General features: G+C 46.1%; 16 protein-coding genes and 2 pseudogenes. 14 read left to right on the forward strand and 4 right to left on the reverse strand.

Annotated features, from left to right (window positions below; genetic code table 11):
• The first annotated feature begins 95 nt into the window (after window positions 1–95).
• The 6 genes and pseudogenes from WFI24_RS01640 to WFI24_RS01665 all read left to right on the forward strand — a co-directional run bounded on the left by WFI24_RS01640 (window position 96) and on the right by WFI24_RS01665 (window position 10069).
• The gene (locus WFI24_RS01640; protein ID WP_336758244.1) at window positions 96–5201 is read left to right on the forward strand and encodes a pectinesterase family protein; all 5106 of its coding nucleotides are present in this window, start codon (window positions 96–98) and stop codon (window positions 5199–5201) included.
• Between the two features lie 24 nt (window positions 5202–5225).
• The gene (locus tag WFI24_RS01645; protein WP_336758246.1) at window positions 5226–6830 is read left to right on the forward strand and encodes a glycoside hydrolase family 43 protein; all 1605 of its coding nucleotides are present in this window, start codon (window positions 5226–5228) and stop codon (window positions 6828–6830) included.
• 413 nt (window positions 6831–7243) lie between these two features.
• Window positions 7244–8047 (forward strand): undecaprenyl-diphosphate phosphatase, encoded by an 804-nt coding sequence (locus WFI24_RS01650; protein ID WP_145325319.1) that lies wholly within the window; start codon window positions 7244–7246, stop codon window positions 8045–8047.
• Window positions 8048–8056: 9 nt separating this feature from the next.
• Window positions 8057–8344, forward strand: a pseudogene (locus tag WFI24_RS01655) (winged helix-turn-helix transcriptional regulator); the annotation flags it as partial.
• A gap of 99 nt (window positions 8345–8443) precedes the next feature.
• The gene (locus WFI24_RS01660) at window positions 8444–8983 is read left to right on the forward strand and encodes a GNAT family N-acetyltransferase (RefSeq protein ID WP_336758249.1); all 540 of its coding nucleotides are present in this window, start codon (window positions 8444–8446) and stop codon (window positions 8981–8983) included.
• A 4-nt stretch (window positions 8984–8987) separates the two neighbouring features.
• A pseudogene (locus WFI24_RS01665) lies at window positions 8988–10069 on the forward strand (IS3 family transposase).
• Between the two features lie 114 nt (window positions 10070–10183).
• On the opposite strand, the gene WFI24_RS01675 reads toward WFI24_RS01665, so the two are convergent.
• Window positions 10184–11029: a helix-turn-helix transcriptional regulator gene (locus WFI24_RS01675; RefSeq protein ID WP_336758251.1), complete on the reverse strand. Its 846-nt coding sequence runs from the start codon at window positions 11027–11029 to the stop codon at window positions 10184–10186.
• Window positions 11030–11170: 141 nt separating this feature from the next.
• On the opposite strand from WFI24_RS01675, the gene WFI24_RS01680 reads away from it, so the two are divergent.
• The 6 genes from WFI24_RS01680 to WFI24_RS01705 all read left to right on the forward strand — a co-directional run bounded on the left by WFI24_RS01680 (window position 11171) and on the right by WFI24_RS01705 (window position 19902).
• A complete protein-coding gene (locus WFI24_RS01680; protein WP_336758253.1) occupies window positions 11171–13114 on the forward strand; it encodes a glycoside hydrolase family 127 protein in 1944 nt (647 codons plus the stop codon).
• Between the two features lie 158 nt (window positions 13115–13272).
• A complete protein-coding gene (locus WFI24_RS01685) occupies window positions 13273–15033 on the forward strand; it encodes a sensor histidine kinase (protein WP_336758255.1) in 1761 nt (586 codons plus the stop codon).
• On the forward strand, window positions 15030–16166 hold the full coding sequence (locus tag WFI24_RS01690; RefSeq protein WP_336758257.1) for a response regulator: 1137 nt from the start codon (window positions 15030–15032) through the stop codon (window positions 16164–16166). Before WFI24_RS01685 ends, WFI24_RS01690 begins: the two co-directional genes overlap by 4 nt.
• 174 nt (window positions 16167–16340) lie before the next feature.
• On the forward strand, window positions 16341–18023 hold the full coding sequence (locus tag WFI24_RS01695; RefSeq protein ID WP_442956189.1) for an extracellular solute-binding protein: 1683 nt from the start codon (window positions 16341–16343) through the stop codon (window positions 18021–18023).
• Between the two features lie 81 nt (window positions 18024–18104).
• The gene (locus tag WFI24_RS01700) at window positions 18105–18995 is read left to right on the forward strand and encodes an ABC transporter permease (RefSeq protein WP_336758261.1); all 891 of its coding nucleotides are present in this window, start codon (window positions 18105–18107) and stop codon (window positions 18993–18995) included.
• Between the two features lie 22 nt (window positions 18996–19017).
• Entirely contained in the window at window positions 19018–19902 is an 885-nt protein-coding gene (locus WFI24_RS01705; protein ID WP_175398814.1) for a carbohydrate ABC transporter permease, read from the forward strand.
• 543 nt (window positions 19903–20445) lie between these two features.
• Here the strand turns inward: WFI24_RS01705 and WFI24_RS01710 are convergent.
• Window positions 20446–21750 carry an amidohydrolase family protein gene (locus WFI24_RS01710; protein ID WP_336758265.1) on the reverse strand — a complete coding sequence of 435 codons (1305 nt, stop codon included), beginning with the start codon at window positions 21748–21750 and terminating at the stop codon, window positions 20446–20448.
• Window positions 21751–21905: 155 nt separating this feature from the next.
• Between WFI24_RS01710 and WFI24_RS01715 the strand changes: the two genes are divergently transcribed.
• Both WFI24_RS01715 and WFI24_RS01720 read left to right on the forward strand, forming a co-directional pair.
• Window positions 21906–22334, forward strand: a complete 429-nt coding sequence (locus WFI24_RS01715) for a MarR family winged helix-turn-helix transcriptional regulator (RefSeq protein WP_336758267.1) — start codon at window positions 21906–21908, stop codon at window positions 22332–22334.
• A gap of 367 nt (window positions 22335–22701) precedes the next feature.
• A complete protein-coding gene (locus WFI24_RS01720; protein WP_442956179.1) occupies window positions 22702–23481 on the forward strand; it encodes an AAA family ATPase in 780 nt (259 codons plus the stop codon).
• 780 nt (window positions 23482–24261) lie between these two features.
• On the opposite strand, the gene WFI24_RS01725 is transcribed toward WFI24_RS01720, so the two are convergent.
• Both WFI24_RS01725 and WFI24_RS01730 read right to left on the reverse strand, forming a co-directional pair.
• On the reverse strand, window positions 24262–24969 hold the full coding sequence (locus WFI24_RS01725) for an ABC transporter permease (protein WP_336758269.1): 708 nt from the start codon (window positions 24967–24969) through the stop codon (window positions 24262–24264).
• A complete protein-coding gene (locus WFI24_RS01730) occupies window positions 24966–25892 on the reverse strand; it encodes an ABC transporter ATP-binding protein (RefSeq protein ID WP_336758271.1) in 927 nt (308 codons plus the stop codon). The genes WFI24_RS01725 and WFI24_RS01730 overlap by 4 nt, the downstream gene beginning before the upstream one ends.
• Between the last annotated feature and the right edge of the window lie 40 nt (window positions 25893–25932).

Below are 25932 nucleotides of genomic sequence, written 5' to 3' on the forward strand. Positions count from 1 at the left end.
GATGCCAGGTAACAGAAAGATTTACTGCATGAGCATCTGGTTCTCAGTGAGGTAACATCTGCACAAATACATGTAAACCGGAGGAGGAAGATTCGTTGAAAAGAATTGTATCATTCGTATTGGTCGTTGCAATGTTATTTAGTGTGCTACCAGGTATGGTTGCTGCAGAAGATGAAGCTACTCCATTATTACCCGCATTTCCCGGTGCTGAAGGTGGCGGTAAGTACGTGACAGGTGGTAGGGGAGGATCGGTGTATGAAGTGACCACCCTCTCCGATTCCGGTCCCGGATCTCTTCGGGATGCCGTTAGTCACAGCGATACAACCGTTGTATTCAGAGTGGGAGGAACGATTCATCTGGAATCCCCTCTGGCGATTACCGGTTCTAATATCACGATTGCTGGACAGACAGCTCCAGGAGAAGGCATCACCGTATCGGATTATTGGACTACATTCCAAGCGGATAACATTATCGTCAGACATATGCGCTTTCGGCTCGGGGATAAGCACCCAAGTGAGGATGACGTATTTGGCGGGCGATACCGCAAAAACATTATGATCGACCACTCATCGTTTACCTGGTCTGTCGATGAAGTGCTGAGTATGTACGCCAACGAGAATACAACTGTGCAGTGGTCTGTCATTGCTGAGAGCATGCTGATGACCACGCATCAGAAGGGTCGACATGGATATGCAGGCATCTGGGGCGGGAACAACACATCTTACCATCACAATATCATTGCTCACAATGTGAGCCGTAACCCAAGATTTGCAGGAGCTCCTGGTTTTAATACCGAGTCCTACAACAATATTGTCTATAATTGGGGGTTCTTCTCTGCTTATGGCGGTGAGGAAGGCAATTATAACCTCATGAATAACTATTATAAATATGGTCCGAATACGTATCGCAACGCCCGGGATCAAATTTTCCTCGATGTTGGCCCTGATACACGTATACATGTGAGCGGCAATGTCGTGGACGGTTATCCCGATGTCACAGCGGACAACTGGTTAGGTGTGGGTGAACTTGCGAATCCAGATTCCAAACTACTCTCGCCAGTGCAGATGGCTAATCCCGCATCCATTGACGATGCAGAGATAGCCTATGAGCAAGTCCTTGCAAAGGCAGGTGCAAGTCTGCCAAGACGAGACGCCATCGATGCACGAATCGTAAACGATGTGAAGAATCGCACCGGACAACATATTAATTCGCAAAAGGAAGTCGGGGGTTACCTTGAGTTCGAGGAAACGACGTCAGCTCTGGTTGACTCTGATCATGACGGTATGCCTGACGAATGGGAGATCAGCATGGGACTCGATCCTAATGATTCTGCTGACCGCAATGAGATACATGAATCGGGTTATACCTATCTGGAAGTATATCTGAACAGCATTGCTGGCAATGGATCTATTAATCCTACGGTTGAAATTCAATCACCTGCCAACCATACCGTTCAGACAGAAGGCTCTTCCGTTGAGATCACTGCTTTTGCCTCTGATGCTGACGGTAGCATTGCCAAAGTGGAATTTTACCAAAACGATGTGAAACTGGGGGAAGATGATACAGCGCCTTACACGTTTACTTGGGAAAATGTGCAGGATGGCACACATTATCTCACTGCCCGAGCAATTGATGAATCAGGTACTTCAACGCAGTCCAACAATGTCACGGTACATGTTCACAAGCAGAACAGTATTGCCCCTTGGTCATCCACCGATATTGGAGAACCGGGCATTACGGGTCATACCCAATTGGGAGCTAACGATACTGACGTTACGGTAAAATCAGCTGGAGATATCAGTGGAGAGACGGATCATTTCCACTATGCTTACCAAGCCTTAGAAGGCAATGGTGAGATTGTAGCTAGAGTTGATCAGGTGACAGCTACCGATGATGGTGCGGAAGCAGGTGTCATGATTCGTAAAAGTCTGAATGCGTCATCCCCGTTTATTGCCGCCATGGTCACTTATGTGAAGGGTGGACAACAAGCAGTTAGCCTCGTTCGTGATGGAGCAGGTAACGAAGTTGTACATCAGGAAAAAGGTGGTATGGTCACACTCCCGTATTGGGTAAAGCTTGTGCGACTTGGGGATCAAGTGAACTCACTCGTATCCCAGGATGGTAACGACTGGTTTGTTATCGATTCACAATCATTCCCAGCAGACGAAACGGTCTACATCGGATTGGCAGCCGATGCTTCCAAACCGGATGATGAAGTTGATAAGCTCAATATATCTGTTTTCTCCAATGCATCTGTTCAGGAGTTGCCTGCTGATTTCCCAATAGCACCCACTGAACTTGTAGCTGAGCCAGATCTCAAGTCCATTCACTTACATTGGGATGAAGTGCAAAGTGCGGACTCTTATTCGATATATAGATCAGAGATTCCTGGTGGGCCATACACTTTGCAGCAAGAGGGTATCACGACCACCAGCTACACAGATCCCAAACTCACTGTAGGTAAATCCTATTATTACGCTGTAAAGGCTACGAATGATCATGGCACAAGCTTCTACTCAAATGAAGCTAGTGCATCAGCGGAAGGAGAGCCGGAGACAATTCATCATATAAATGATGATTTTGAGGATATCGAAACCAATACAACCCCAGCAAGTTACACTGTATTACCTGATCCACAGACAGCCGATCTCAAGGTCGTTGTGACGCCTGTTCCTACAGGAACAACGGGGAACTCATCTTCTAAAGCGCTCATGCTGTACGACAATGGGGTTGGCATTTCTCAATTCGTGAGATCCTTTCCACCACAACGTGACAGCTTTGTGTTTGAAGCTGATATTATGTCTCAGGGCTGGCCTGGCACATCAACGGTTCTGCAATTGCAAAATGGAACGGGTAGTCGCACCGCACTTTCTATTGAGTTGCGCAAACCTTCTGCTCCGGTAGCAGAGGATCAATATACGCTAATTTACAAAAAAGACGGCAAAGATTACAAATTAATGGATGCACCGGTCAATAACCGCTGGTACAGCTTCAAGATCGTTGGCAATGTAGCCTCGCAAAAAGCGGATATATACGTTGATGATGTGCGCGTCGCAGATGATGTGCCGTTCCAGGCCGATGTGGCTGCTGATGGTGTTGGACGAATGTTTGCCAGAACACCAGGCACGGGTAAAGGAACGTTGTTCTATGACAATGTAAAACTCTATGTTGAACCAGTTAGTTCTCCTAAAGGGCTACGCTCGGAACCAGGCAATGGTATGGTGAGATTACACTGGGAGGAAGCGGATGGAGCTTCTACGTACAATGTAAAGCGTAGTATCCAGTCCGAGAACGACTATGAATTAATTGCTTCTGAATTAACTGAGACAACCTACATTGACGAAGAGGTCACCAATGGAACGACCTACACATATGTCGTGACGGCCGTTGGTCCTTTGGGCGAGAGCGGCAACTCGAATACGTCTTCAGTGACACCCTCGGAGGATGCTGTGCGGCCGGAAGTGCCTGAGAGTCTGATGGCTGTTGCTAGAAATGCACAAGCAGAATTAACGTGGGAAAAAGTCGAAGCAGCTAACTACTATACAGTAAAACGAAGTCTGCAGGCTGAAGGTCCGTATACAACTGTGGCGTCTCGTACGTCTGTTCCTACGTTTCGGGATGGGGGACTGGATAATGGAACGACCTACTATTACGTCGTATCTGCCACTGGAATTGGAGGAGAGGGAGGAGATTCTGCCCCTGTTGCTGTAAAGCCGACCATGGCTCTATCTACTCCCAAAGTTACAGTAGAGTCTCTGCCCGAATCCGTTTCCATCACGTGGGAAGCTATAGAAGGAGCTACGACTTACGTGATCAAGCGTGCAACGTCCGTGACTGGAACTTACGAAGTCATTGCTGATCAGGAATCTGGAACTTCCTATCTGGATACAGAACTCGTGAACGGTAAGCCCTATTATTACAAGGTGACAGCACTTGTTCAAGGTACACGAAGCCTTGACTCCGCAGCCGCTGGCACTCGACCAGCATTGGATGATGGTAGGCCTCAGCCTCCGTCGGAGATTCGTGCAGAGCCAGATGAAAGTACAATCTCTCTTGTTTGGCAAGAAGCCGAGGGAGCTGAGTATTATGCAGTGAAACGAAGTGAATCACCCGAAGGGCCGTTCGTTACTGTAGCTTCCAGTGTACAGGATACTTCATTTTCTGATACACAGTTAATCAATGGCACAGCCTACTATTACGTCATTACTTCGTTTAATGAAGTTGGCGAGAGCATGTCGTCCGCTCCAATATCTGAAATTCCTGCACCTGTTCTAACAGTGTCATCTGATGGAAGTGCGCAATATGAACAGGTTCAGGAAGCTATTCATGCGGTTCCTGACAATAGCACGCTTCCTACCATCATACGAATCAAGGACGGAGTCTACCGTGAGAAGCTGGATGTACCGTCCAGCAAAAAACATCTGCGAATCATTGGCGAGAGCCGGGAGGGTACTGTGCTGATCTATGGTGATTCTGCCAGCACATTGGATTCATCCGGCAAACCTCTCGGCACCTCAGGCAGCTATAGCTTTCGGGTGCAGACAAACGATTTTACGGCTGAGCATCTGACGATACAGAATGATGCCGGCGACAATGCAGGTCAAGCGGTTGCTCTGCTCGCTCGTGGTGATCGTCTGGTATTCCGGGACGTTAGCCTAAAGGGATGGCAGGACACACTCTATGTGAACGATGGAAGACAATATTATGTGGACAGTTATATTGAAGGTGATGTCGACTTTATCTTTGGCAATGCAACTGCATTGTTTGAGAACAGCGTCATTCACAGCTTAAGCAGTGGTTACGTTACAGCAGCATCCACTGCGGAAGAGAAGTCTGGTTATGTATTCCTGAATAGCCGCATTACTGGCGAATCAGGTCTTGCTGGTACGATACCTCTTGGCAGACCGTGGAGACCTTATGCCAATGTAGTCTATATCAACAGCTATATGGATAATCACATCAGTTCATCCGGATGGAATAACTGGAGTAACGTGGATAATGAACGTACGGCACGTTTTGCCGAATTTTCCAGTTATGGGCCTGGAGCGAATCCCAAAGCACGTTTTAACTGGACGACTCAGTTGACTGCAGAAGAAGCAGGGAAGTATCTGCCTGACCAGCTCTTTGCAGGAGCGGATGATTGGAATCCGGCTTTAGAACTTTCACTCGTGCAAGAGAACGCTGAGATCGATAATCCATAACATATTAATGAAGGAGAACTTCACGTGAAAACATTTCGCAACCCCGTGTTGCCGGGATTTCATCCAGACCCGTCGGCCATTCGTGTAGGAGAAGATTATTATCTCGTTACGTCCAGTTTTGAATATTTTCCGGGCGTACCGTTATTCCATAGTAAAGATCTGGTTCATTGGCAGCAGCTAGGCCATGTTCTTGATCGTACTTCACAGCTTAATTTGGATGGGATTATGCCTTCTCGGGGCATATGGGCTCCAACGATTCGTTATCATAACGGCACATTCTATATGATTACTACATTTGTTGATAACGAAAAGAAGGAACATAACTTCTATGTAACTACTACTGATCCGTCAGGTGACTGGTCTGATCCGATATGGCTGGATGATGCGCCAGGTATTGATCCGTCACTTTTCTTTGACGAAGACGGGCGAATCTATTACACCGGGAATCGAATCCCACCAGCAGGACAGGACTATCCCAAACATATGGATATCTGGCTCCAGGAAATTGATATAAAGCAGGGCAGGCTTGTTGGTGAAAAAGTGAGCATATGGCAGGGAGCGCTCAAAGTTGCCCATGCTCAGGAAGGACCTCATATCTATAGAAAAGATGACTGGTATTACCTGTTAATTGCAGAAGGAGGAACCGGCCATACACATGCGGTAACGATTGCACGAAGCCGCCATATTACAGGTCCATTTGAAGGTCACCGTGCCAACCCAATTCTCACACATCGGCATCTCGGTAGAGATTATCCGATCGTGAATGTGGGCCATGCCGAACTAATTGAGACCCAGCAAGGCGACTGGTGGTTGTTTTGCCTTGCATCCAGAACGGCTGGAGGATATTACCGGAACTTGGGTCGGGAAACATTCCTGACTCCTGTTCGATGGGAAGAGGAGTGGCCGGTTGTCAGTCCGGGTGTTGGCAGACTGGAACTGGAAACAATGTCGCCAGACTTGCCTGAAATGAAGTGGCCAAATACACCTGTTAGAGAGGATTTCGACGAGGCCCGTTTGTCTCCAGAGTGGAATTTCCTGCGAACTCCGCGCGGCGAGTTCTGGAGCTTAACTCAGCGACCGGGACATTTGCGATTAAGATTGAAAAGCGACCAACTGACGGATTCAGGAAACCCGGCATTTGTGGGACGCCGTCAACAACATTTGTGCTTCTACGCAGCAACACAACTGGAATTCAAACCGCAACATGAAGGAGAAGCAGCCGGTCTTACTCTTTTTCATAACGCGGATCACCATTTTCGATATGAGTTAACACTAAAACAAGGAGAGCCTGTCATTCAACTTGTGGAGCACGAAAATGGTGAGGAAAGGCTGCTGGGTTCAATACCTTGGAACACCAGTATCATCCAGTTGAAAGTGGAGGCGCAACAACAACAATACAGTTTTTATTATCGTTTAACTGATGTTGAGGAATGGGAAGTGTTAGTCGAAAATGCCGATGGTCGGTTGCTCAGTACGGATCGTGCTGGGGGATTTACGGGAACATACATCGGCATGTATGCGAGCACACAAGTCGATTTAAACTCGGTAGACAGTGTTGATCAATTACACTACGATATCACAAATTCTTCTTTTGTTGATTTTGATTGGTTTGATTACAAAGGGGATTGAGTTTTAACTGAATGCTATTCTTCAGGTAAACACCTCAAGTTAACAATATACCAAGACAACATTCAAACTGTAGCCGTTTCCTAATCTTCCTCCAGGGAACGGTTATATAATTTCATCTGTAATCATGTAGCCTTGTATTAATAACAAAGTCCAGCAATACTTGCCGAGAGACGTTAGTTAAAGCAGGTTAGAAGATTAAAACCTCTCTTTAGAAGCAAACCTAGATGTAATAGCTTCTAAGGGGAGGTTAGTTTAACAAGATACATCAATATGATCTGTATCATTTAAATGATGTGACAATAATGTCACACTGAAATGAATATTGTTATGCTAATCGATGGGAATATATAGTCATTTACTCTTATACTTGAACTTGTTAAGCGAGTTTATTTTCGTAAAGGGGATATCTGCTAATGACTGATGTAATAAAAGCAATAATACTTGGCATAATAGAAGGCTTAACTGAATTCTTACCCGTATCGTCTACTGGACATCTTATTTTAGCAGGCAATTTACTTAACTTTGAGGGAGACGCGGCAATAACCTTTAAAATTGTTATACAGTTGGGTGCAGTGATGGCAGTTCTAATTCTTTATTGGAAAAGGTATATGGAGATTGGGTCAAACTTAATTAAAATGGACTTTTCAAAAAGTAAAGGATTAAACGTAATACATATGATTTTGGCTATGTTACCAGCATTAATCGTATATCTTCTACTAAAGGACACTATAAAAAGTCAATTATTCGGCCCTACACCTGTCTTAATTGGTTTAGTTGCTGGTGGTTTGTTAATGATCATCGCAGCACAGAGTAAGAGAACTACCAGCGTTGATACAATTGATATGATTAGTTACAAACAAGCTTTTGGGATTGGCTTATTCCAATGTCTAGCTTTGTGGCCAGGTTTTTCGAGATCGGGTTCGACGATTTCAGGTGGCCTTTTGCTCGGTACAAGCCAAAAAGCTGCCGCAGATTTTACGTTCATTATTTCTGTACCTGTTATGTTTGGTGCTACCTTGTTGGACTTATATGATAGCCGCGATTTACTTAGTTTAGACGATTTTTATCTAATGTTAATTGGCTTTATGACATCCTTTCTTGTGGCTATGATTGCGGTAGTAACGTTTATTAGACTGATCAAGCGACTTCGATTGGAGTGGTTTGCTCTATACCGTTTTGGATTAGCAGCCCTTTTCTATTTAATCGTCATACTGTAACTGTAAACTATAATTTATCATTTGTTTCAAGGTGAACCTTTGAGGTTCAATGAATTAAAAAGATTACTGCCTGATATCACGCAAAGGATGCTTACGCTCCATCTGCGCGAGTTGGAGGAGGAAGAGATCGTGAAGCGAGTCATTTATCCTCAAGTCCCTCCGAAAGTGGAGTACTCGATCACGGAATACGGCATGAGCCTTTCTCCGATTTTGGAAACATTACATCAATGGGGGAAGGCCCATATCGAGAGAAAGCAGCTCAAAAAAGCGGAAAATGAAGATACAAAATCGGACTAGCGTTCATTTGATAAAAGATTTGTTTTCTTATTCATGAAAAGTATGTAGTGTCATTGTATAGAAATGGATAAATACAAATAAAATAGTAGGAGAGGTAATTTGAAAATAGAAAAGATATCTGAATATGACATTAATGTGAAATTAGAGGCAAAGATACAAGCTTTATTAACCAACAGTTTTCGGGAGATTTATCCCTCAAATAGAATCTATTTCAAGCAATTGCCCCATCTAAGATTTCTTGCTTTCAATCAAGAAAATCAACTTGTGGGACACGTGGGTTTAGATTACAGAGTAATGAATTTAAATGGAGAACCCCTAAAAATATTAGGTATAATTGATTTATGCGTTTCACAAAACACTCGTTCTAAAGGAATAGGTACTACATTACTATTAGAGGTTGATGAATTTGCTAAGGGAAGGAATATTGATTTCATCCTATTATTTGCAGATAATAAGACTTTATATTTAAGGAATGGATATAAAACATGTGAAAATAAGTGCAAGTGGTTGAAGATAGATAATGAGTCTCAGATTACAAACGGAATAGGCTATGAATCGATGAACGAATTGATGGTAAAAGAAGTAGGTAAGAGGGAATGGACCGAGGGAGATTTGGATTTATTAGGTTATCTTTATTAGACGAATGGGAAAAGGCCAAACCTTTAATCAAATTAGTGAAGAAACGAAGAAAGGGCTGTTCGCCTACGATTGGAAGAAGGTTGGACATATAGTCGGATCATGGAGAAGTTTGGTATTAAGAGTGAGAGCCAGATTATTACTTGGGTACGGAAAAGCCAAAATGGAGAGAGTTTTGAGGATTATAGATGACGTTGGACGAAGAAGCATTTTAGCAGTGCAGAAGAAGAAAATGCTTATCTGAAAGCACAGGTAGAATATCTAAAAAAGCTCAATCCGAATTTGCACGGAGAGGGAAGCTGGATTTCGAAGCCCGGTGCCAGTCCATTCAAGAAATAAGCAAGTGGGCACCTGTTATTTTGTTTGTGTAAAATGGCTGAAATTTCTCGTGCAGGGTACTACAAATGGAAGAAGAATATCGTCCTCAGAGAGAAACGAGCAGATCGGGATGCGGATCTAAAAGCACATATTTTAGGCATTCACCGGCTTCGTCCTTATTTCGGCTACAAACGTATGCGAACCGCGTTAGGAAAGTGAATCACAAAAAGTTACGCCGCTTAATGAGAGAACTTCAGATTCCATCCGAGATTCGCAAGAAACGTTCATTTGCTGGCCGGAAACCGTCAGTTCTATTCCGTAATGCCTTAAATCGGGAATTCTCAGCGGCAGCTCCTGTACAAAAACTCGTGACGGATATACGTATGTCCGGATTGGACATGATTTTGCTTATCTCTCAGTTGTGATGGATCTTTACAATAACTAGATTGTAGCTTGGGAACTCTCCGAGCGAAATGACTTAAACTCGTTATGGAAACGGTAAAGAAACTGAAATGTGGACCTACCTTGCTCCATTCCGACCAGGGGTTCCAGTATACAACACAGAGCTATGCCAAGTTGCTTGAAGAAAAGAAGCTAACAGGAAGCCATTCTCGGCGTGGAAACTGCTATGACAATGCCTGTATTAAGTCGTTTTTCTCCCATTTGAAGACGGAGAAGTTGTATTTGGAGAAGCCTCAAAATCTGGAACAAGCAAGAACCCAAATTATGGGTGATTCTCCGTTTTACAATAAGGGACGTTTCCAAAACTAACTCGGCGACCTCTCCCCGATTGAATTCTGGGAAGAAGTCGCCGCTTGATAATTTTCTTTTTTGATTGTCTACTTGACGGGGCTATGAGGACCATATCGAATGAGTCCCTTCTTTTCATTTCAAATATTGCCTGCGAAATTGCAAGGGAGAAAGGCCGAATTCTCGCTTGAAGCAGGACGAGAAATAGGGAGAGTGACGAAACCCCACTTCTTCGGCGACCCGATCAATGGACCAATCGGTGGTGACCAGGAAACGTTTGGCCCGCTCCAGCCGGTACTGCAGCAGATAATCCGATGGTGTGCAGCCGTATCTCGCTTTCATGCAGCGAACGATATAATTCGGATGAAAATGCAGGGCAGATGCAATCGCATCATTGGTGAGTTTCTCCCGATAGTTGGCCTGAAGGTATGCCGCAGTCCGTTCGGCTAGTCGGGAAGCGACGGAATCCGTTCTCCCGAAGCTTCCTTCTTCGAGTAAGCCAAGCAATTCGCCAAGCAAATGCTGCTCCTGCCAAAAGGAAAGGGCTGAGGGCTGAGCCAACAGCTGTTCCACCATGCCAAATACCGTCCGTGAGTCAGGCAAGTGCATGTACTTTGGCAATCGCAGCGTGTAAGGGTTGATGAATGGCCTGGTTGAATAAAGTGATGGATTGTTCTCCGTTTGCTCTTCCGGAAAAGCATCCCGTCTGGGTGCATGCTCGAAATGCACCCAGTAAAAAACGGTATCCTGCCCGCAGGGCTGGAGAGGATAATGTTCCGCATCAGGCAGCAAAAGCAACATGTCCCCTTCTGTTAGCGTCCAACCCGATCCATTCTCGCCAATATGCATCTCGCCACGAACCAGGATCAGCAAATCATATGCCCCGATATTGCTGCGATGGGGATGTTGATCCCCGATTTTGTATTCCGTCCGGCCCGATCCCAGATAATAGGGTAGCGGGGGGATCCGAAGCATAATCATGGTGTCTTCCACCAGAACATTCACGCCCCTTCGGCTGTGTTAAATTTTATAGAAATTGGTTCATTCCATCGCTATTAAGTCCGTACTACCAAGCATATAATTGAGTTCGAAAAGAGTCAATTTATATAGGAGGTACGGTAAATGCAGACAACACAGGTTCACATCCGGGACAAGTTTTGGGAGGACTATTCCGAATTGGTTCGCCAAACGGTCATTCCCTATCAATGGGAAGCGCTGAACGATCGCATCGCAGGGGCAGAACCGAGCTATGCCATACGCAATTTCCGGATCGCTGCGGGACTGGAACAGGGCGAATTCGGGGGCTGGGTGTTTCAGGACAGCGATTTATATAAATGGTTGGAAGCGGTTGCTTATTCACTAAGAAACCACCCTGATCCCGAATTGGAGAACATTGCAGACGGAGCGATCGATCTGATTGGTCAGGCTCAGCATGACAATGGGTACATAAACACTTATTTCACGATCAAGGAGCCGGGCAAAGAGTGGACTAACCTGTATGAGGCCCACGAACTGTACTGTGCCGGGCATCTGATTGAAGCCGCGGTGGCTTATGCCGAAGCGACGGGCAAACATAAGATACTGGACATTGCATGCCGATTTGCCGACTTGATCGATACTCTTTTCGGCACGGGGGAGAATCAGAAGCGGGCATATTGCGGGCACCAGGAGATTGAACTGGCACTCGTCAAGCTGTATCATGCAACCTGGGAGGAACGATACCTGAATCTGAGCCGATATTTCATCGATGAGCGGGGCAGCAGCCCGAGTTATTTCACCCAGGAATGGGAACGGCGCGGCAGAACGGGCATCTGGTCGCAAGGTTCACCCAATCTGGAGATGTATCAATCACATCTTCCGGTGCGTGAGCAAACAGCTGCGGTCGGACACTCCGTACGTGCCGTATACATGTATACGGCAATGGCCGATCTCGCCCGCTTGACCAATGATGACAGCTTGAGGGTTTCGTGTGAACGGCTGTGGGCCAATACGACCCGCAAACAGATGTACATTACGGGCGGCGTCGGAGCAACCCATCTGGGCGAGGCGTTCACCTTTGACTATGATCTGCCCAATGATGCGGTGTACGCGGAGACATGTGCATCCATCGGACTCATCTTCTGGGCACGCCGGATGCTTCGCCTGGAAGCGAAAAGCGAATATGCGGATGTGATGGAACGCGCGCTGTACAACAACGTGCTTGGCAGCATGTCCAAGGACGGCAAACATTTTTTCTACGTCAATCCGCTTGAAGTATGGCCGGAGGCCAGCAAACGCAATCCGGACAAGCACCATGCGAAACCGATCCGCCAGAAGTGGTTTGGCTGTTCCTGCTGCCCGCCGAACGTGGCCCGTTTGCTCAGCTCGATGAATGATTACATCTATGATGTGTCTGCGGAAGGGCACGTGGTTCACGTTCATTTGTACATTGGCAGCACGGTGCAGTTTACGTCGGCCGAAGGCCGAGAAGTCACGCTGAGTCAGCGTTCCGAACTCCCATGGAACGGCAAAGTTGACTTCAACGTCTCGCTTGCTCCAGGAAGCGCCAATGGTGCTGCCTTTACGCTCGCGCTGCGGGTCCCCAACTGGTTCCAGAGCGGGCAGCCTGTTCTGCGAGTGAATGGTGCAGTGCAGAAGGTTACGGTGAATAACGGTTATGCACATATCAACCGCCTCTGGTCAGAAGGAGATACACTGGAGTGGCTGCTGCCACTGGAAACGAAGCTGATTGAAGCTCATCCGAAAATTCGGGCCGATGCTGGCAAGGCAGCCATTCAGCGCGGACCACTTGTTTATTGCGTGGAAGAGGCGGATAACAGAGCACCGCTTGCCTCGTTATCCATTGCCGAGACAGCCAATTTGACGGAGCGGGAAGCCGCGGATCTGCTCGGCGGTTGCATTCTGGTGGAGGGTGACGGATTGGTCGCTGACGGATCCGCATGGCCGGAGGATCAGCCGTACCAACCGATCCGCAAGTCACGTAATCCGGTACGCTTCACGGCCATCCCTTATTATTTATGGGGCAACCGCGAACCGGGTGAAATGAGCGTATGGCTGCGTAACTAAGGCGGGAGTCATCGAATCGAACCCAACGTTTCAAGGCATTGCATGACAACTGAACATAACGCGTGGTTTCGAGACTGGCAGGTCAGGAGGTCCCTAGTGTATACCGGGGACCTTCCGTCATGCCCTGCAGGTTGAAACCCGGAAGCGGAGATGAATGCATGAACACAGACCATGTACGAAAGTCCCGTATGGAGCGAATCACGCTGAAAAATCGAATTCTTCTGCTTTTTGCGGTCGTAGCCCTCATTCCTTTCCTTTTATCCTGCTACCTATCCTACCGTACGATCAATTCCATCCTGACGACCAAACTGCAATCCGGCATCCAAAGCAATCTGAAACAGGTGACATTGTCCCTGGAAAACACGCTCAGCAACCTGAACCATGCCTCCCAGCAACTTGCCTTCGAAGGAAGCATCGGCAAACAGCTGGAACAGCTCATGATTGCGGATCAACCCTATGACCGCAGTTATTTGACCGACCAGATCAAATATCAGCTAAACCTGATTGCGTTTACCAATCCCAATATCGGGCTGTCCATGTACTATTTTCGTGAAGACGATACTTATCTTTTTGAAACGATGGGGGTTAAGGATTCATTCGATCCGGAGAAACTGCCCATCATGGCCAGCTATTACGGGATTACGTATTTCGGACCCCATATCAGCAACGACAGATTTAACGATCAATACGTTCTTTCCGCGCTGCGAAAGGTGGATTTGCCTGAACGTGAGGACGCCTATGTGTACATTGAATCCGGGTTTAAGCTAACGCAAAGCATCCTTGACCTGGACGATGTTAGCAAAAACACAGCTCATCTCATTTTGGATAACCATGGGCGAGTCTCTTACAGCGAGTTAGGAGATATGTTTCCCGAAAACACGACTTTTCCTGGTTCTCGGGATTCTGCAGCTGCCGCAGCAACTTCAGGCATCACCTCAGATTATTACTGGTACAGGCAGTACAGCAATCAGGGATGGAGTGTGGTATCACTTGTTTCCAAAGCGGATTACGACCAGGAGAAAAACCGGTGGATGATGCAGATGCTTCTGTTAACCGTGTTGTTTGCCGCAGTCAGCTTGGCGATCGGCTGGTTGCTGTGGAAAATGGTATATCGGCCATTATCCCAATTTCATCGGGAGATGAAGCAGATGCTTGACAGCAACTTCGATGTGGTGGATGCAAACTCCCGCATACCAGAGTTTGAAATGCTGCTGACGCAGTTCGGGCGGATGAAGTCTCACATTGCAAGGTTATATTCCGAGGTTGAGCTAAAAGAGAAGCGAAGGGCAGATCTGGAAATCGAAAAGCTGCTGTACCAAATAAACCCGCATTTTCTGATGAATACGCTGGATACCGCTCATTGGCTGGCTGTCATGAATGGACAGGAGGAGATTGACCGGCTCGTAACTTCGTTGAACAAGTTGCTGTATTACAATTTGCGCAAAGGCGGTCAGAGCTCTACCATCCGTGAGGAGATGGATTCGCTCAGGCAGTATCTCATTCTGCAGCAGATTCGCTATAATTTTCAATTCGATGTTCGCATCCACATCGATGACGAACTGCTTAACGTATCGGTGCCGAGGTTCATTCTGCAGCCGCTGGTTGAAAACTCCCTGTACCATGGGCTGGACGACAAGGGAAGGATTGAAGTGGAAGTAAGCAGGCACAACAGCCGGCTTGAAATCTCGATCAGGGACAATGGCAGGGGCATCTCGGAAGAGAAGATCAAGGAGCTGCTGGAACAAGAACAGGCCGAACGTCATCGGGTTGGAATGGGGATCGGCATGAATTATGTCAAGCGTATGCTGGAGTCTTATTATGAAGGCCATGCCAGCCTGAACGTATCCAGCGAACCGGGAAAAGGAACCTGGATTGTCATACAGCTGCCTATTCGATGCAAAGGGGAGGAATCACCATGATCAACGTGCTGATCGTCGATGACGATCAACTTGTACGCAAAGGGCTCATGCTTGCGATGCCGTGGGATGCATTTGAAATGAAGGTCATTGGCGAAGCGGGGAATGGCGAGAGAGCGCTTGAATTTTTATCAGAGAACCGCGTGGATTTATTGATTACAGATCTGGCGATGCCTGTCATGTCAGGAATTGAGTTAATCCGTATCGCACGCAAGCAATACCCGGAATTGCCGATTGCTGTCCTTACGCTGCATCAGGATTTCGAATACATTCAGGAAGCGCTGCGTTTGGGCGCCATCGATTATATTGCCAAAGTACAACTGGAGAAGGAACGGTTCGAGGAAGTGCTTGGGCGGATCCATGACCGTATTCTGACGGACAAGCGAAAACGTTTAAATGATGATACCGCATCAGAATCCGAAAAGGACACGCTGTTTTATGGGGGGGCTGATACAGGTACATCATTACTGAACGAATCGATCTACGAATGTGAGCAAACCGGATCGGCATTCGTTGAAACGGGAGAGGGGAGCCTAAAGGACAAGTTGCACTCCTTTCGCTGGGTTCATGATGAGCGGTACTTGAATGAACTGCTGCAAGAAATGAGGACCTTGAGATTGCCCGTGCCCCGATTGATGCAGTTGCTATACGGCGTTACGGTAGACTGGAACCGAACATTCAAAAACATCGTCCAAACGGAAATGACCACGCCCGTTCATTTTGCGTCATGGCAAGACGTGGTGGAATGGATGGCTGACTTTCGTGCAGAAGCGCTTGTATTATCGGGCGGCCAGTACCTTCGCAAGGAGGTGAGCAGCAGCATTTTGACTGCCGTCAAAATTGTTCATGACGAGCTGCAGAAACCGTTATTCGCCAGCGATGTCTCGAAGCGGGTCAATCTCAGCCGCAGTTACTTCAATCAATGCTTCAAGGAAATGGTCGGGTATTCTTTTAATGAATATCTTCGCAAGATCCGGATCGACAAGGCGCGGGACTATTTGACCCAAACGGCCAAACCGATTGTCTGGATTGCGGAGCATACAGGTTATGCAGACGAAAAGTACTTCAGCCGGATGTTCCGGGAACAGGTGGGCATGCTGCCAAGCGAGTACCGTAATGCACCAAGAGGAGGGTAGACAGATGGAGCTCAGGGGGGATGAATGGATTGTAAGCGTTATCAAAAACGGACATTTCACCGCCTGTTTCTCGTTCGCCCCTCTATCCATAAACGTTTTCCCGCCGTGTTATATTGTTGGTGCTGGACGCTAATGACATTCCATTTAAGGGGGAGCATCCATTTGAGCAAAAAAATGGTCATGGTGGCGATGATGCTGTTACTCACATTCACGAGCGCCTGCAGCAGTGCAGGCAACAAGGAGAACGGAACGGCGGAAAACAATACCACGCCTGGTGTTGCTGAAGAAGGGCCGGCCGATCCGTTCGGCAAGTATGAACAGGGGATTACCCTAACGTATGGCAAAGAGGTCGATCCAACGGACAAAAGTTTGCCTGCCGGAGATACGCCGGAGAATAACCAGTATTCTCGTTATGTGAAGGACAATCTGAACATCGATACCAAGGTAACCTGGCAAGCGGCCACCGGAACGAACTATGAGCAGAAAGTAAACCTGGCGATTTCAAGTAACGATTTGCCCGATGCGCTCGTGGTCAAGGATACCCAATTGCGGGCGATGGTGAAGGCTGGCCAACTGGAGGACCTTACCGATGCATTTAATCGATACGCTTCTCCGGCTATGAAGAGTTATATGGAAAAAACGAACGGTGTATCGGCTGAGGCGGTAACATTCGACGGGAAAATGTATGCTATCCCTAGTATACAAGTACACTCCGACGGTGTTCACCAAATGTGGATACGCAAGGACTGGCTCGACAAGCTGGGACTTGAGCCACCAAAAACGATGGAAGATTTGGAGAACGTTGCGAAAGCATTCGTGGAACAGGACCCGGATGGCAACGGCCAGAACGATACGATCGGTATTGCCGGGCAACAGAATGGCGGCCGGTTATACGCCAATTTTTTGGAATCGACGAACAACACGTATGGGCTTGACCCGATCTTTGGTGCGTACCAAGCTTATCCTGGTTACTGGTTAAAAGACGATTCAGGCAGCCCGGTCTACGGCTCCATTCTGCCCGAAACGAAGGAGGCGCTCGCCAAACTGCGCGACATGTATGCTAATGGGCTAATCGACAAGGAACTTGGCATACGTAAAAGTGCGTCCGAGCCTGTAGTCAATGGAAACGCAGGTATCTTCTTCGCTCCGTGGTGGATGGGATACGGACCACTGCCGGATGCGATCAAAAACAATCCTGAAGCTAACTGGCAAGCATACCTGCTGCCGCTGGATGCCGATAGGCAATTTAACGCTCACATGGGAGCTCCTTCTACCGTATTTGTTGTCGTTCGCAAAGGATATGAGCATCCCGAAGCCGTCATCAAAATGCTGAACCTGCTCATTCGGGACGAGTCGAAATTCGATATCTCCGTGCCTGTAGGACATTATCCGCTGCGTGTTCCGATGTCCTATATGGATGAGAGCGAATATTCGGCAAAAGCGCTGCAGGAAGTGCTCGCTGGCTCAAAAAAACCTGAAGACTTTACCGATCCGGGCTACAAACTGCTTGCGGCAGATATCCAAAATGTCAAAAAGGTAAAGAAAGAGCCGTATGACAATATGGACATCCAGTACTGGGATCCTCAGGCGGACCTTGGCGTATGGAGCCGCATCTATTCGCTGTTGGTCGGATCATCTTCCTTGCAGCAGGACTACAACAAGGTATATAGCCTTTTATATTCCCAGACTCGCACAATGGAAAGCCGCTGGTCGAACCTGAAGAAGCTGGAGGATGAAACCTTCCTGAAGATCATTATGGGAGCCGCCCCTTTGGATACGTTTGATACGTTTGTCAGCGACTGGAAAAAGCAAGGCGGAGACAGAATTACCGAGGAAGTCAAGGAGTATGTCAAGTAGACAGCCTTCCAGAGCGCCGGATTCATCCGGCGCTTATTCTTGAAAGAATCAGGATGGGAGATTGCAAGGGAGGAACACCGGATGCGAAACCGAAGTTTCATCAAACATTATTACATCATGTTGTTACCCGGAATGGTGTGGCTGCTGTTAATCAGCATCATTCCCATGTTCGGGATTGCCATCGCCTTTCAGGACTTTAACCCGGGCCAAGGCATCTGGAAATCAACCTGGATCGGGCTCGAAAACTTCGAGTATATGTTCAGCCTGAACGATACCAAAACCATTTTCTTTAATACGGTGTACATTGCTGTCATGAAAATCGCGGGCAATCTGATCGTGCCGTTGATCTTTGCAATTATGCTCAATGAATTGCGTCTCATGGTGGTCAAGCGTTGGGTTCAAACGATCGTATACCTTCCGCACTTTTTGTCTTGGGTTATTCTATCCGGCATATTGCTCGATGTGTTTTCATATACGGGTCCTGTCAATGGACTACTCAACTTGCTGGGGATTGAACCGGTGCTGTTCTTTGCCCGTGCAGACCTGTTCCCGTTTATTGTCGTAGGCAGTGATGTATGGAAGGAATTCGGTTTCAACACGATTATCTATCTGGCAGCGCTGACGGGCATCAGCCCATCTCTGTACGAAGCTGCTTCGATTGACGGAGCAACCCGGATGCGCAGAATCTGGCACGTGACTTTACCTGGCTTGCGAACTACGATTGTGCTCTTGGCCGTGCTAAGTTTGGGAAACGTGCTCAACGCAGGTTTTGATCAAATTTTCAATCTGTACAATCCGCTGCTGTACTCGACGGGTGACATTATCGATACCTGGGTATACCGCGAAGGTCTGCTGAACATGCAGTACGGACTCGCAACCGCGGTTGGGTTGCTGAAATCGGTGGTCAGTTTCGTACTCATCATCGTCTCGTACCTGCTTGCTTCGAAGTTCGCCAATTACCGCATATTCTGAGAATGAGAAGGAGTCGAGCGAGATGATAAGAGAAACGACGCTGCGATCCAGAGTATTCGATGTCACGCTGCTGGTCGTGCTGCTCCTGATCGCGTTCCTGTGCATTTTGCCTCTCTGGTATACGCTGGCCGTGTCTTTAAGTGAAAAATCGGCTGCTGCTGCGGGGAAAGTATGGTTATGGCCCGTTGGCTTCAACTTCAATTCATACCAGCAAATTATCGGAGACCGTTCCTTTTTCAATTCCTTCTGGATTTCCATTCAACGGGTTGTGCTTGGTGCGACAATCACGTTTATCGTGACCACAATGATGGCTTATCCGCTTTCCAGAAGCCCGCGCGAATTTCGCATGCGCAATGTGTTTATGTGGATTCTCGTGTTCACACTGCTGTTCAATGGAGGTTTGATTCCCTGGTATATGACGGTAAAGGCCATCGGACTTTATGATACCATTTGGGCGCTTGTGCTTGGCGGGGGAGTGCCGGTATTTAACGTCATTCTGATCGTGAACTATTTCCGCAATTTGCCCAAGGAGCTCGACGAGGCTGCTCTCGTGGACGGGGCCGGGCCGTGGCGAATGTTAATCACCATTTATGTGCCGCTGGCCGTGCCCGTACTGGCCACCGTTACATTGTTCACCATCGTGTACCACTGGAACGAGTTCTTTCATGGTCTGGTGCTGACTTCAGGGCAGGATCATTATCCGCTGCAAACGTTAATCCAGCAATTTGTCGTGGTCATCGACGCGTCCAACATGACGGAAGACCAATATAAGCGGATGAATGAGTTGTCCAATCAAACACTGAATGCCGCAAAAATTTTCATCGCCATGCTTCCCGTCTTGATTGTATATCCATTCCTGCAGCGCTTTTTCATCCACGGGATTACACTCGGCTCGGTGAAGGAGTAGTAAGAGTACTAATAAACAATGAGTTATAAGTATAGCTGCATGACTGGTTAAAAAGGGGCAATTGGTATCCGCATTAATTATAAATTGAATCATTGAACTAACGGGAAACGATAGCTCAAAAACAAGAAGGCGGCCGATCAACGTGATCAATTGCGTTTTCAACTAGTGGGCTAACAATAGGATCATTGCAGAAATGCTGACCATCCTCTTTTGTATACCTTTTAGGAGAGTAGCGAAATGGAAAATTTTATTAGACTGATGTCCTCATTAAGCTAACGGGCAGGATAGTTCCAAAATGTAGTAAAATCTAAAACAATGACTACATTGATAATTCAATGGGAATAAAACGGGTTTGATTGTATCTGGAGGAACGTTGATCTGGCTGTCGATACTGACAGGAGGATTTGGATTAATAGATTAAAGTCGAAGAGGGACTAGTTTGCAGTCCCTCTTTTTGACAATTCTACGATCAGCAACGGTATCATCATCTCCGGTTCGCTCATCATTCGCATTGACGACATTGTACAGGGAGATCTAACCCGGTTAACCTAGTTGCTGCGAACCATTGAACCACACGGATGTGATCGACAAGGTATCCGAGATATTGGTTGTCGGATTACCGTTTACGAGAATAAGGTCAGCGCGCGCACCTTCGGTAATACGGCCGCGATCGTGAAGACCAAAGCAACGGGCCGGTTTAGAAGTAGCCGACTGAAGAGCTTCAATTGGAGTGAACCCTGCCTTCACCAGCAGCTGCATTTCGTGGTGGACGCTTGCTCCGTGAGCAAGGCCGCCAAGGTTCGGAACGGGAACTGGCGCAACATCCGTCCCTACCAGAATATCAACTCCGGCACGGTGAAGATCCATCACATTCTTAAAGCTGTTCTCCATATTGCCTTGCGGGAACGTATTGAAGCTTGAGTTCAAAATACCGATCCAATCCGAACTTAATTTGGAATGAACACGCGGATCATTCGCCAATTCCGATGCCGGTTTCCCAACAATCGATGAGTTCAACACTAAGCACGGTGTAACAAAAGCGCCTGAATCCGCTATGGATTTCACCAACTCGGACGTGTACTCGGGTCTGTCGATAAACAAGTGGCCCAAACCGTTGACTCCAAAATCGATGGCTGCTTGCGATGAAAAAGCCGTCAAGACGTGGGCGATGACCAGCTTATCGAACTTGTGGGCTTCTGTCACGGCTGTTTTTAGAATCTCGTCGCTTAGAACAGGCAGGCCGGGTGCACCCATGACCGTCCCTTCTTCAATCATGATCTTAATATAGTCGGCACCATTCTCCACTTGAGTATGCACATGTTTAATCGCTTCTTCCACCGTTGTCACTTGCGGTATTTCATCGTGAGCGTATGCGGCCAACATCGCTTCCCGGTCTTCCTCCGATAACTTTTCTAACTCCCTTAATACGAATTCCGGTATTTCATCTCCATCCGGCAGCAATTCATCTGGGTGTCCGCCCGGAGCGGTGATGGCTGTGCCGGCAGAACGGACGTCTGCAACGTCATCTACATTTTTTAGCTGGATCTCGCGTCCTCTTTTCGTAAAATCGCCGTTCATTTCGAGTTCTGTCGTAACGCCGAATTTTAAGGCATCTCGTAATCCGCCGATTGAGGTGTGGACATGTGCATCAATCAGCCCAGGCATTAAAGTCGCATTTTCCCCATCGATAATCGTTGCATCGGCCGGAAGGTCTCCACCTACTGCAATAATGGACTCCCCTTTGATGACAACATGTCTTGAAGCAATAACTTGTTCTCCATCAAAAATACGTACATTTGTAATCACAGTAACTTGTTCTAACGCAGCATTTTGATTTATCTTCTCCATTTGAAATTCCTCCAATGTGTTTGTCTATAACAATTCGAATTATAACTATTAGAATTCTAACTGTCAATAAACTAATCTTTTTGACATTCGTATAGGATCACTGTATAGTTTAGTTGCTTACAATTAGCTTTCTAACAATTTCAGGAGGGACGATCATGCAATCCCGAAAGGATACGCCTTATTTGGATTTGTTTCAGATTATCGGTCTTAAATTAAAGAAAAGAGCAGACGAGAGTATAAAGGAACTCGGGTTAAACGCTCAACAAGGAAAAGTAATCGACTATATTTACGAGAACCAAGATAATCATATTATTCAAAAGGACCTTGCAGATCGGTTTCATGTGCGTGGGGCCAGTATTACAAGCATGCTTCAGGGTCTAGAGCAAAAAGGGTTCATTGAGCGCAAAATTCCGGCCAATAATGAACGGCAAAAAAATATATATGTATTGCCAAAAGCGATTGAGTTGATTGAAGGCTTTAATGACTCATTCCAAAAGGTGGAGGATGAAATCGTTCAAGCCCTTACTAACGAGGAGAAGCAAGTCTTAAAGAAATTGTTGATCAAAATCAATGAGCGCATATAAAGAAGAGGATCCCCATGAGGCTATGGAGACATTTACAAATTAAAATACGTTTGTCCCAGTTGAGGAGCATTTAAAACAGCAAGAAATGAACAATCCATATGGTCATCAAATAATATTCCATAGATAACAAGACTTAAACTAAAAGATCAGGAGGGTACAAATAAGCTTTAAGCTAACGGGAAACGTTTGCTAAATACAATCAAGAAAGCAGCCGATCAAATTGATCGGCTGCTTTTCTTCAAGTAACGGGCAGGTTAGTTTCGGTATGTGTTATTATTTGTTTGATGGAGTAAACTAAAGGGTGAGACGAACATGAGTCAGTGTTTTCCAAAAAAGGTAAGTATAACGATCAAAAGCTTACAAGGGAGTGAACTATATTAATATACAGCATCCCTATTTACGACAAATTCAGCTTAAGAGGCAACATGTACCCACCTATAATCGTTACCCCTTTGATTTGGCGGTCATTCGAAACCTAAATACTCTTGATTTCCACCCCAAGGTAACCTACATCGTAGGTGAAAATGGGATGGGCAAATCAACACTGATGGAGTCCATTGCTGTCGCATGGGGATTTAACCCGGAGGGTGGGACGATCAACTTTTCCTTCTCAACCCAGGCTACCCACTCGAGCTTATATGAATATATACAATTGATCAGAGGTCCGCGACGCCCGAGGGATGGCTTCTTCTTTCGGGCAGAAAGTTATTATAATTTAGCCACGACGATCGATGAGTTGGACAGCCAACCTTCATTCGGTCGCCCGATTCGCCCTATTAAAGATTCGTACGGTGGCAAGTCCTTGCATGAGCAATCGCACGGAGAGTCGTTCTTTTCCACTTTCATTCATCGGTTCGGGGAGAATGGATTATATATACTGGATGAGCCTGAGGCTGCATTGTCTCCTCTTCGCCAAATGGCGATGTTAACACGAATCCATGAACTTGTTTTGCAAAACTCTCAATTTATTATTGCGACCCATTCCCCAATCCTGATGGCATATCCAGATTCGATTATTTACAATCTAAAGCCGGATGGTATCGAGGTCCAAGTATTGGAAGAAACCGACCATTATATGATTATGAAAGAGTTTGTGAATAACAAGGATCGGATGCTCAGAGAGTTATTCGAAGAAGCTCAAGATTAAGCTAACGGGAAACGTTAGCTTAATAAAAAACTAGTGGATGATAATAGGGATCGTTGCAGAAATGCTGACGATCCTTTTTATATACATTTAGGGACGGTAGAGAACGAAGAAATTATATTAAAGTGATGATGCCTCATTAAGCCAACGGGCAGGTTAGTTCAATACATGATATCGAAAATATCACTAAAGAACCGTTTTATATTTTGCCGAAAATCTTGCTAAAGTGTTCAGCTCGCCAGCTGATTTTTGGCTGGAGCTAGATAACTAAAAAGTGTAGGAACTCAGTGATTAGTCTCTTCAAAAAAGGTGTTGGATTGGAAAAAACCACTCTACACCTTTTTGCTAATGATGTTGGAATTTTAGCCAAAAGGCAGCTAGCAATGACAATAAATTACCGCTCGGTTACGTTGCGTAGAGTTACTTGGGATATGGATGAATTTTGTACTTTAATTAGATATACATCAAATTAATTCATATAAAAAGTCAGGTTTTATAATAACAGTGGGCATTCCAGGATTCTGTGTCCTACAATGCCGCTGTTTCTATATCCTTTTAGCTGACGCTGAAGATGAATGGAGGGAGTACCTATCGACTATATGGTTGAGCCTTCCTATGCTACAGAGCTCAGATATATGTTGAAGGATGCGAATGCAAAAGGGTGCAGGTAATATTAGCTGGGCAACTGAACAATTAGTTAGCAAGCTGATTAAAAGAAAAGTAGGTAAGACAAAAGCTCCTGCATCAAAAGCTTGATCTTTGCAAAAATGAAGAGGCTGGCAATCACTGCTCCCTGTTTTGTAACCATTTAACCGTTCCAATGAGACCTAGAAGTCCGATTAAGAAAACCAGTAAATAACTAGTACCCAACAAGGGAAGTAAAGATACTCCGCTTTCCTGCAAATGCAAAGCAGGTACAGACCAAGGCAGATAAGCTCCAATGGCGGTAGGACCGAACACCAATGCCAACATTAAAGTTGTAAATGCAAAGCTGATCGGTACCAGATAGCCACGCGATATACAGGCCAATAGGGCAAGAGGAGCACTTAATAATAGGTGGAGAGCACCAATCATAAGTATTAAGAACAAATAATGTTGAACAATTGCAAACGAAAAGCCAGGAAGTCCGATTGAAAAACCAAGTATTAAGGCATAAGCAAAGCTGATCAACATCATTACAAAACACCAGTATATAATTGCGACATATTTGGCAATCGCGATTTTACCACGTGATACAGGCAAAACGAGCAAATCCTTGAGCGTTCGATCAGAATACTCTCGGCCAAATGTCCAACTTGTTACCAATCCAAACCCCAGCAGCCCAAATACAGATGCATACAAAAACGCAATCCGTTCAAAAAAAGAAGACCAATTGGGCTGTCCTAAGAACAACGTGATGACAAACAATATAAACAGAAGCGTACCCCATAAAACAAAGGACCGACGCAATTTGTAAACTTCAACACTACAGGCTGTCAACAATGGTCTCAATCTGGTTTTTCCTCCTTAACTCCGATTACATTGAGAAAATAATGTTCCAAGTTCTCTTCTTCAATGTTAAGCATGGTGAGCGGTACTTCATGTTGAGCAAGCAATCTCGCAATATGTTCGGGATGCTTAACAGCATGATCATCCGGTAGCGCAAAGCCGTTATTCGAAGTCGAATGTACCTCATACCCGTAGTCTGAAAGAATAGCTTGAGCCTTCCGATCATCCTTCGTTCCGATCATCAACTGCTTTCGTCGGATGGTTTCAAAGTCTTTTGTTGTCAGTTCTTCAAGCAAAACGCCTTTGTGAATAATGCCGATTCGAGAAGCCATTTTGGACATTTCCTCAAGGATATGGCTCGATATAAATACGGTAACCCCTTGTTGAGAAGCTAGAGTTTTCAGCATCTCCCTTATCTCGACAATTCCGGCTGGATCAAGCGCATTGGTTGGCTCATCAAGAATCAGAACGTCTGGCTTATGAATTAACGCTTTGGCCAATCCAAGTTTCTGCGCGTTACCAAGTGACAAATCTCTTGCCTTACTATCCGCATATTGGGTCAAATTCAATTGCTCCATAATTTCGTCAACTGCCCTCGGAACCGGTAATCCCCGCAATCTGGCCATCAAACTCAAGTTTTCCCTAACCGTAAAGGTAGGGTAGGCATAGGGAACTTCCACCATATAACCTACTCGCCTAGATAAATCGGGATTCCCATTCGCCCAGCGCTGACCAAACAAATACACTTCTCCGGAAGAAGGCTTGCTCATTCCGAGAAGAGCTCGGATGGTTGTCGTTTTCCCTGCACCGTTCAACCCCAGGAATCCATAGATTTCTCCTTTCTTAACGGAAATCGAAACGCGATCTACAGTGACTTTATTCCCGTATTGCTTTGTCAAGTTAACGGTTCGAATAATATCTTCCATAGTAACAGTCCTTCCATAACCTAAATTAAACGAATATAAG

This window comes from Paenibacillus sp. USHLN196, from assembly GCF_037144955.1.
In the GTDB taxonomy this organism is placed as follows: Bacteria; Bacillota; Bacilli; order Paenibacillales; family Paenibacillaceae; genus Paenibacillus; species Paenibacillus xylanexedens_C.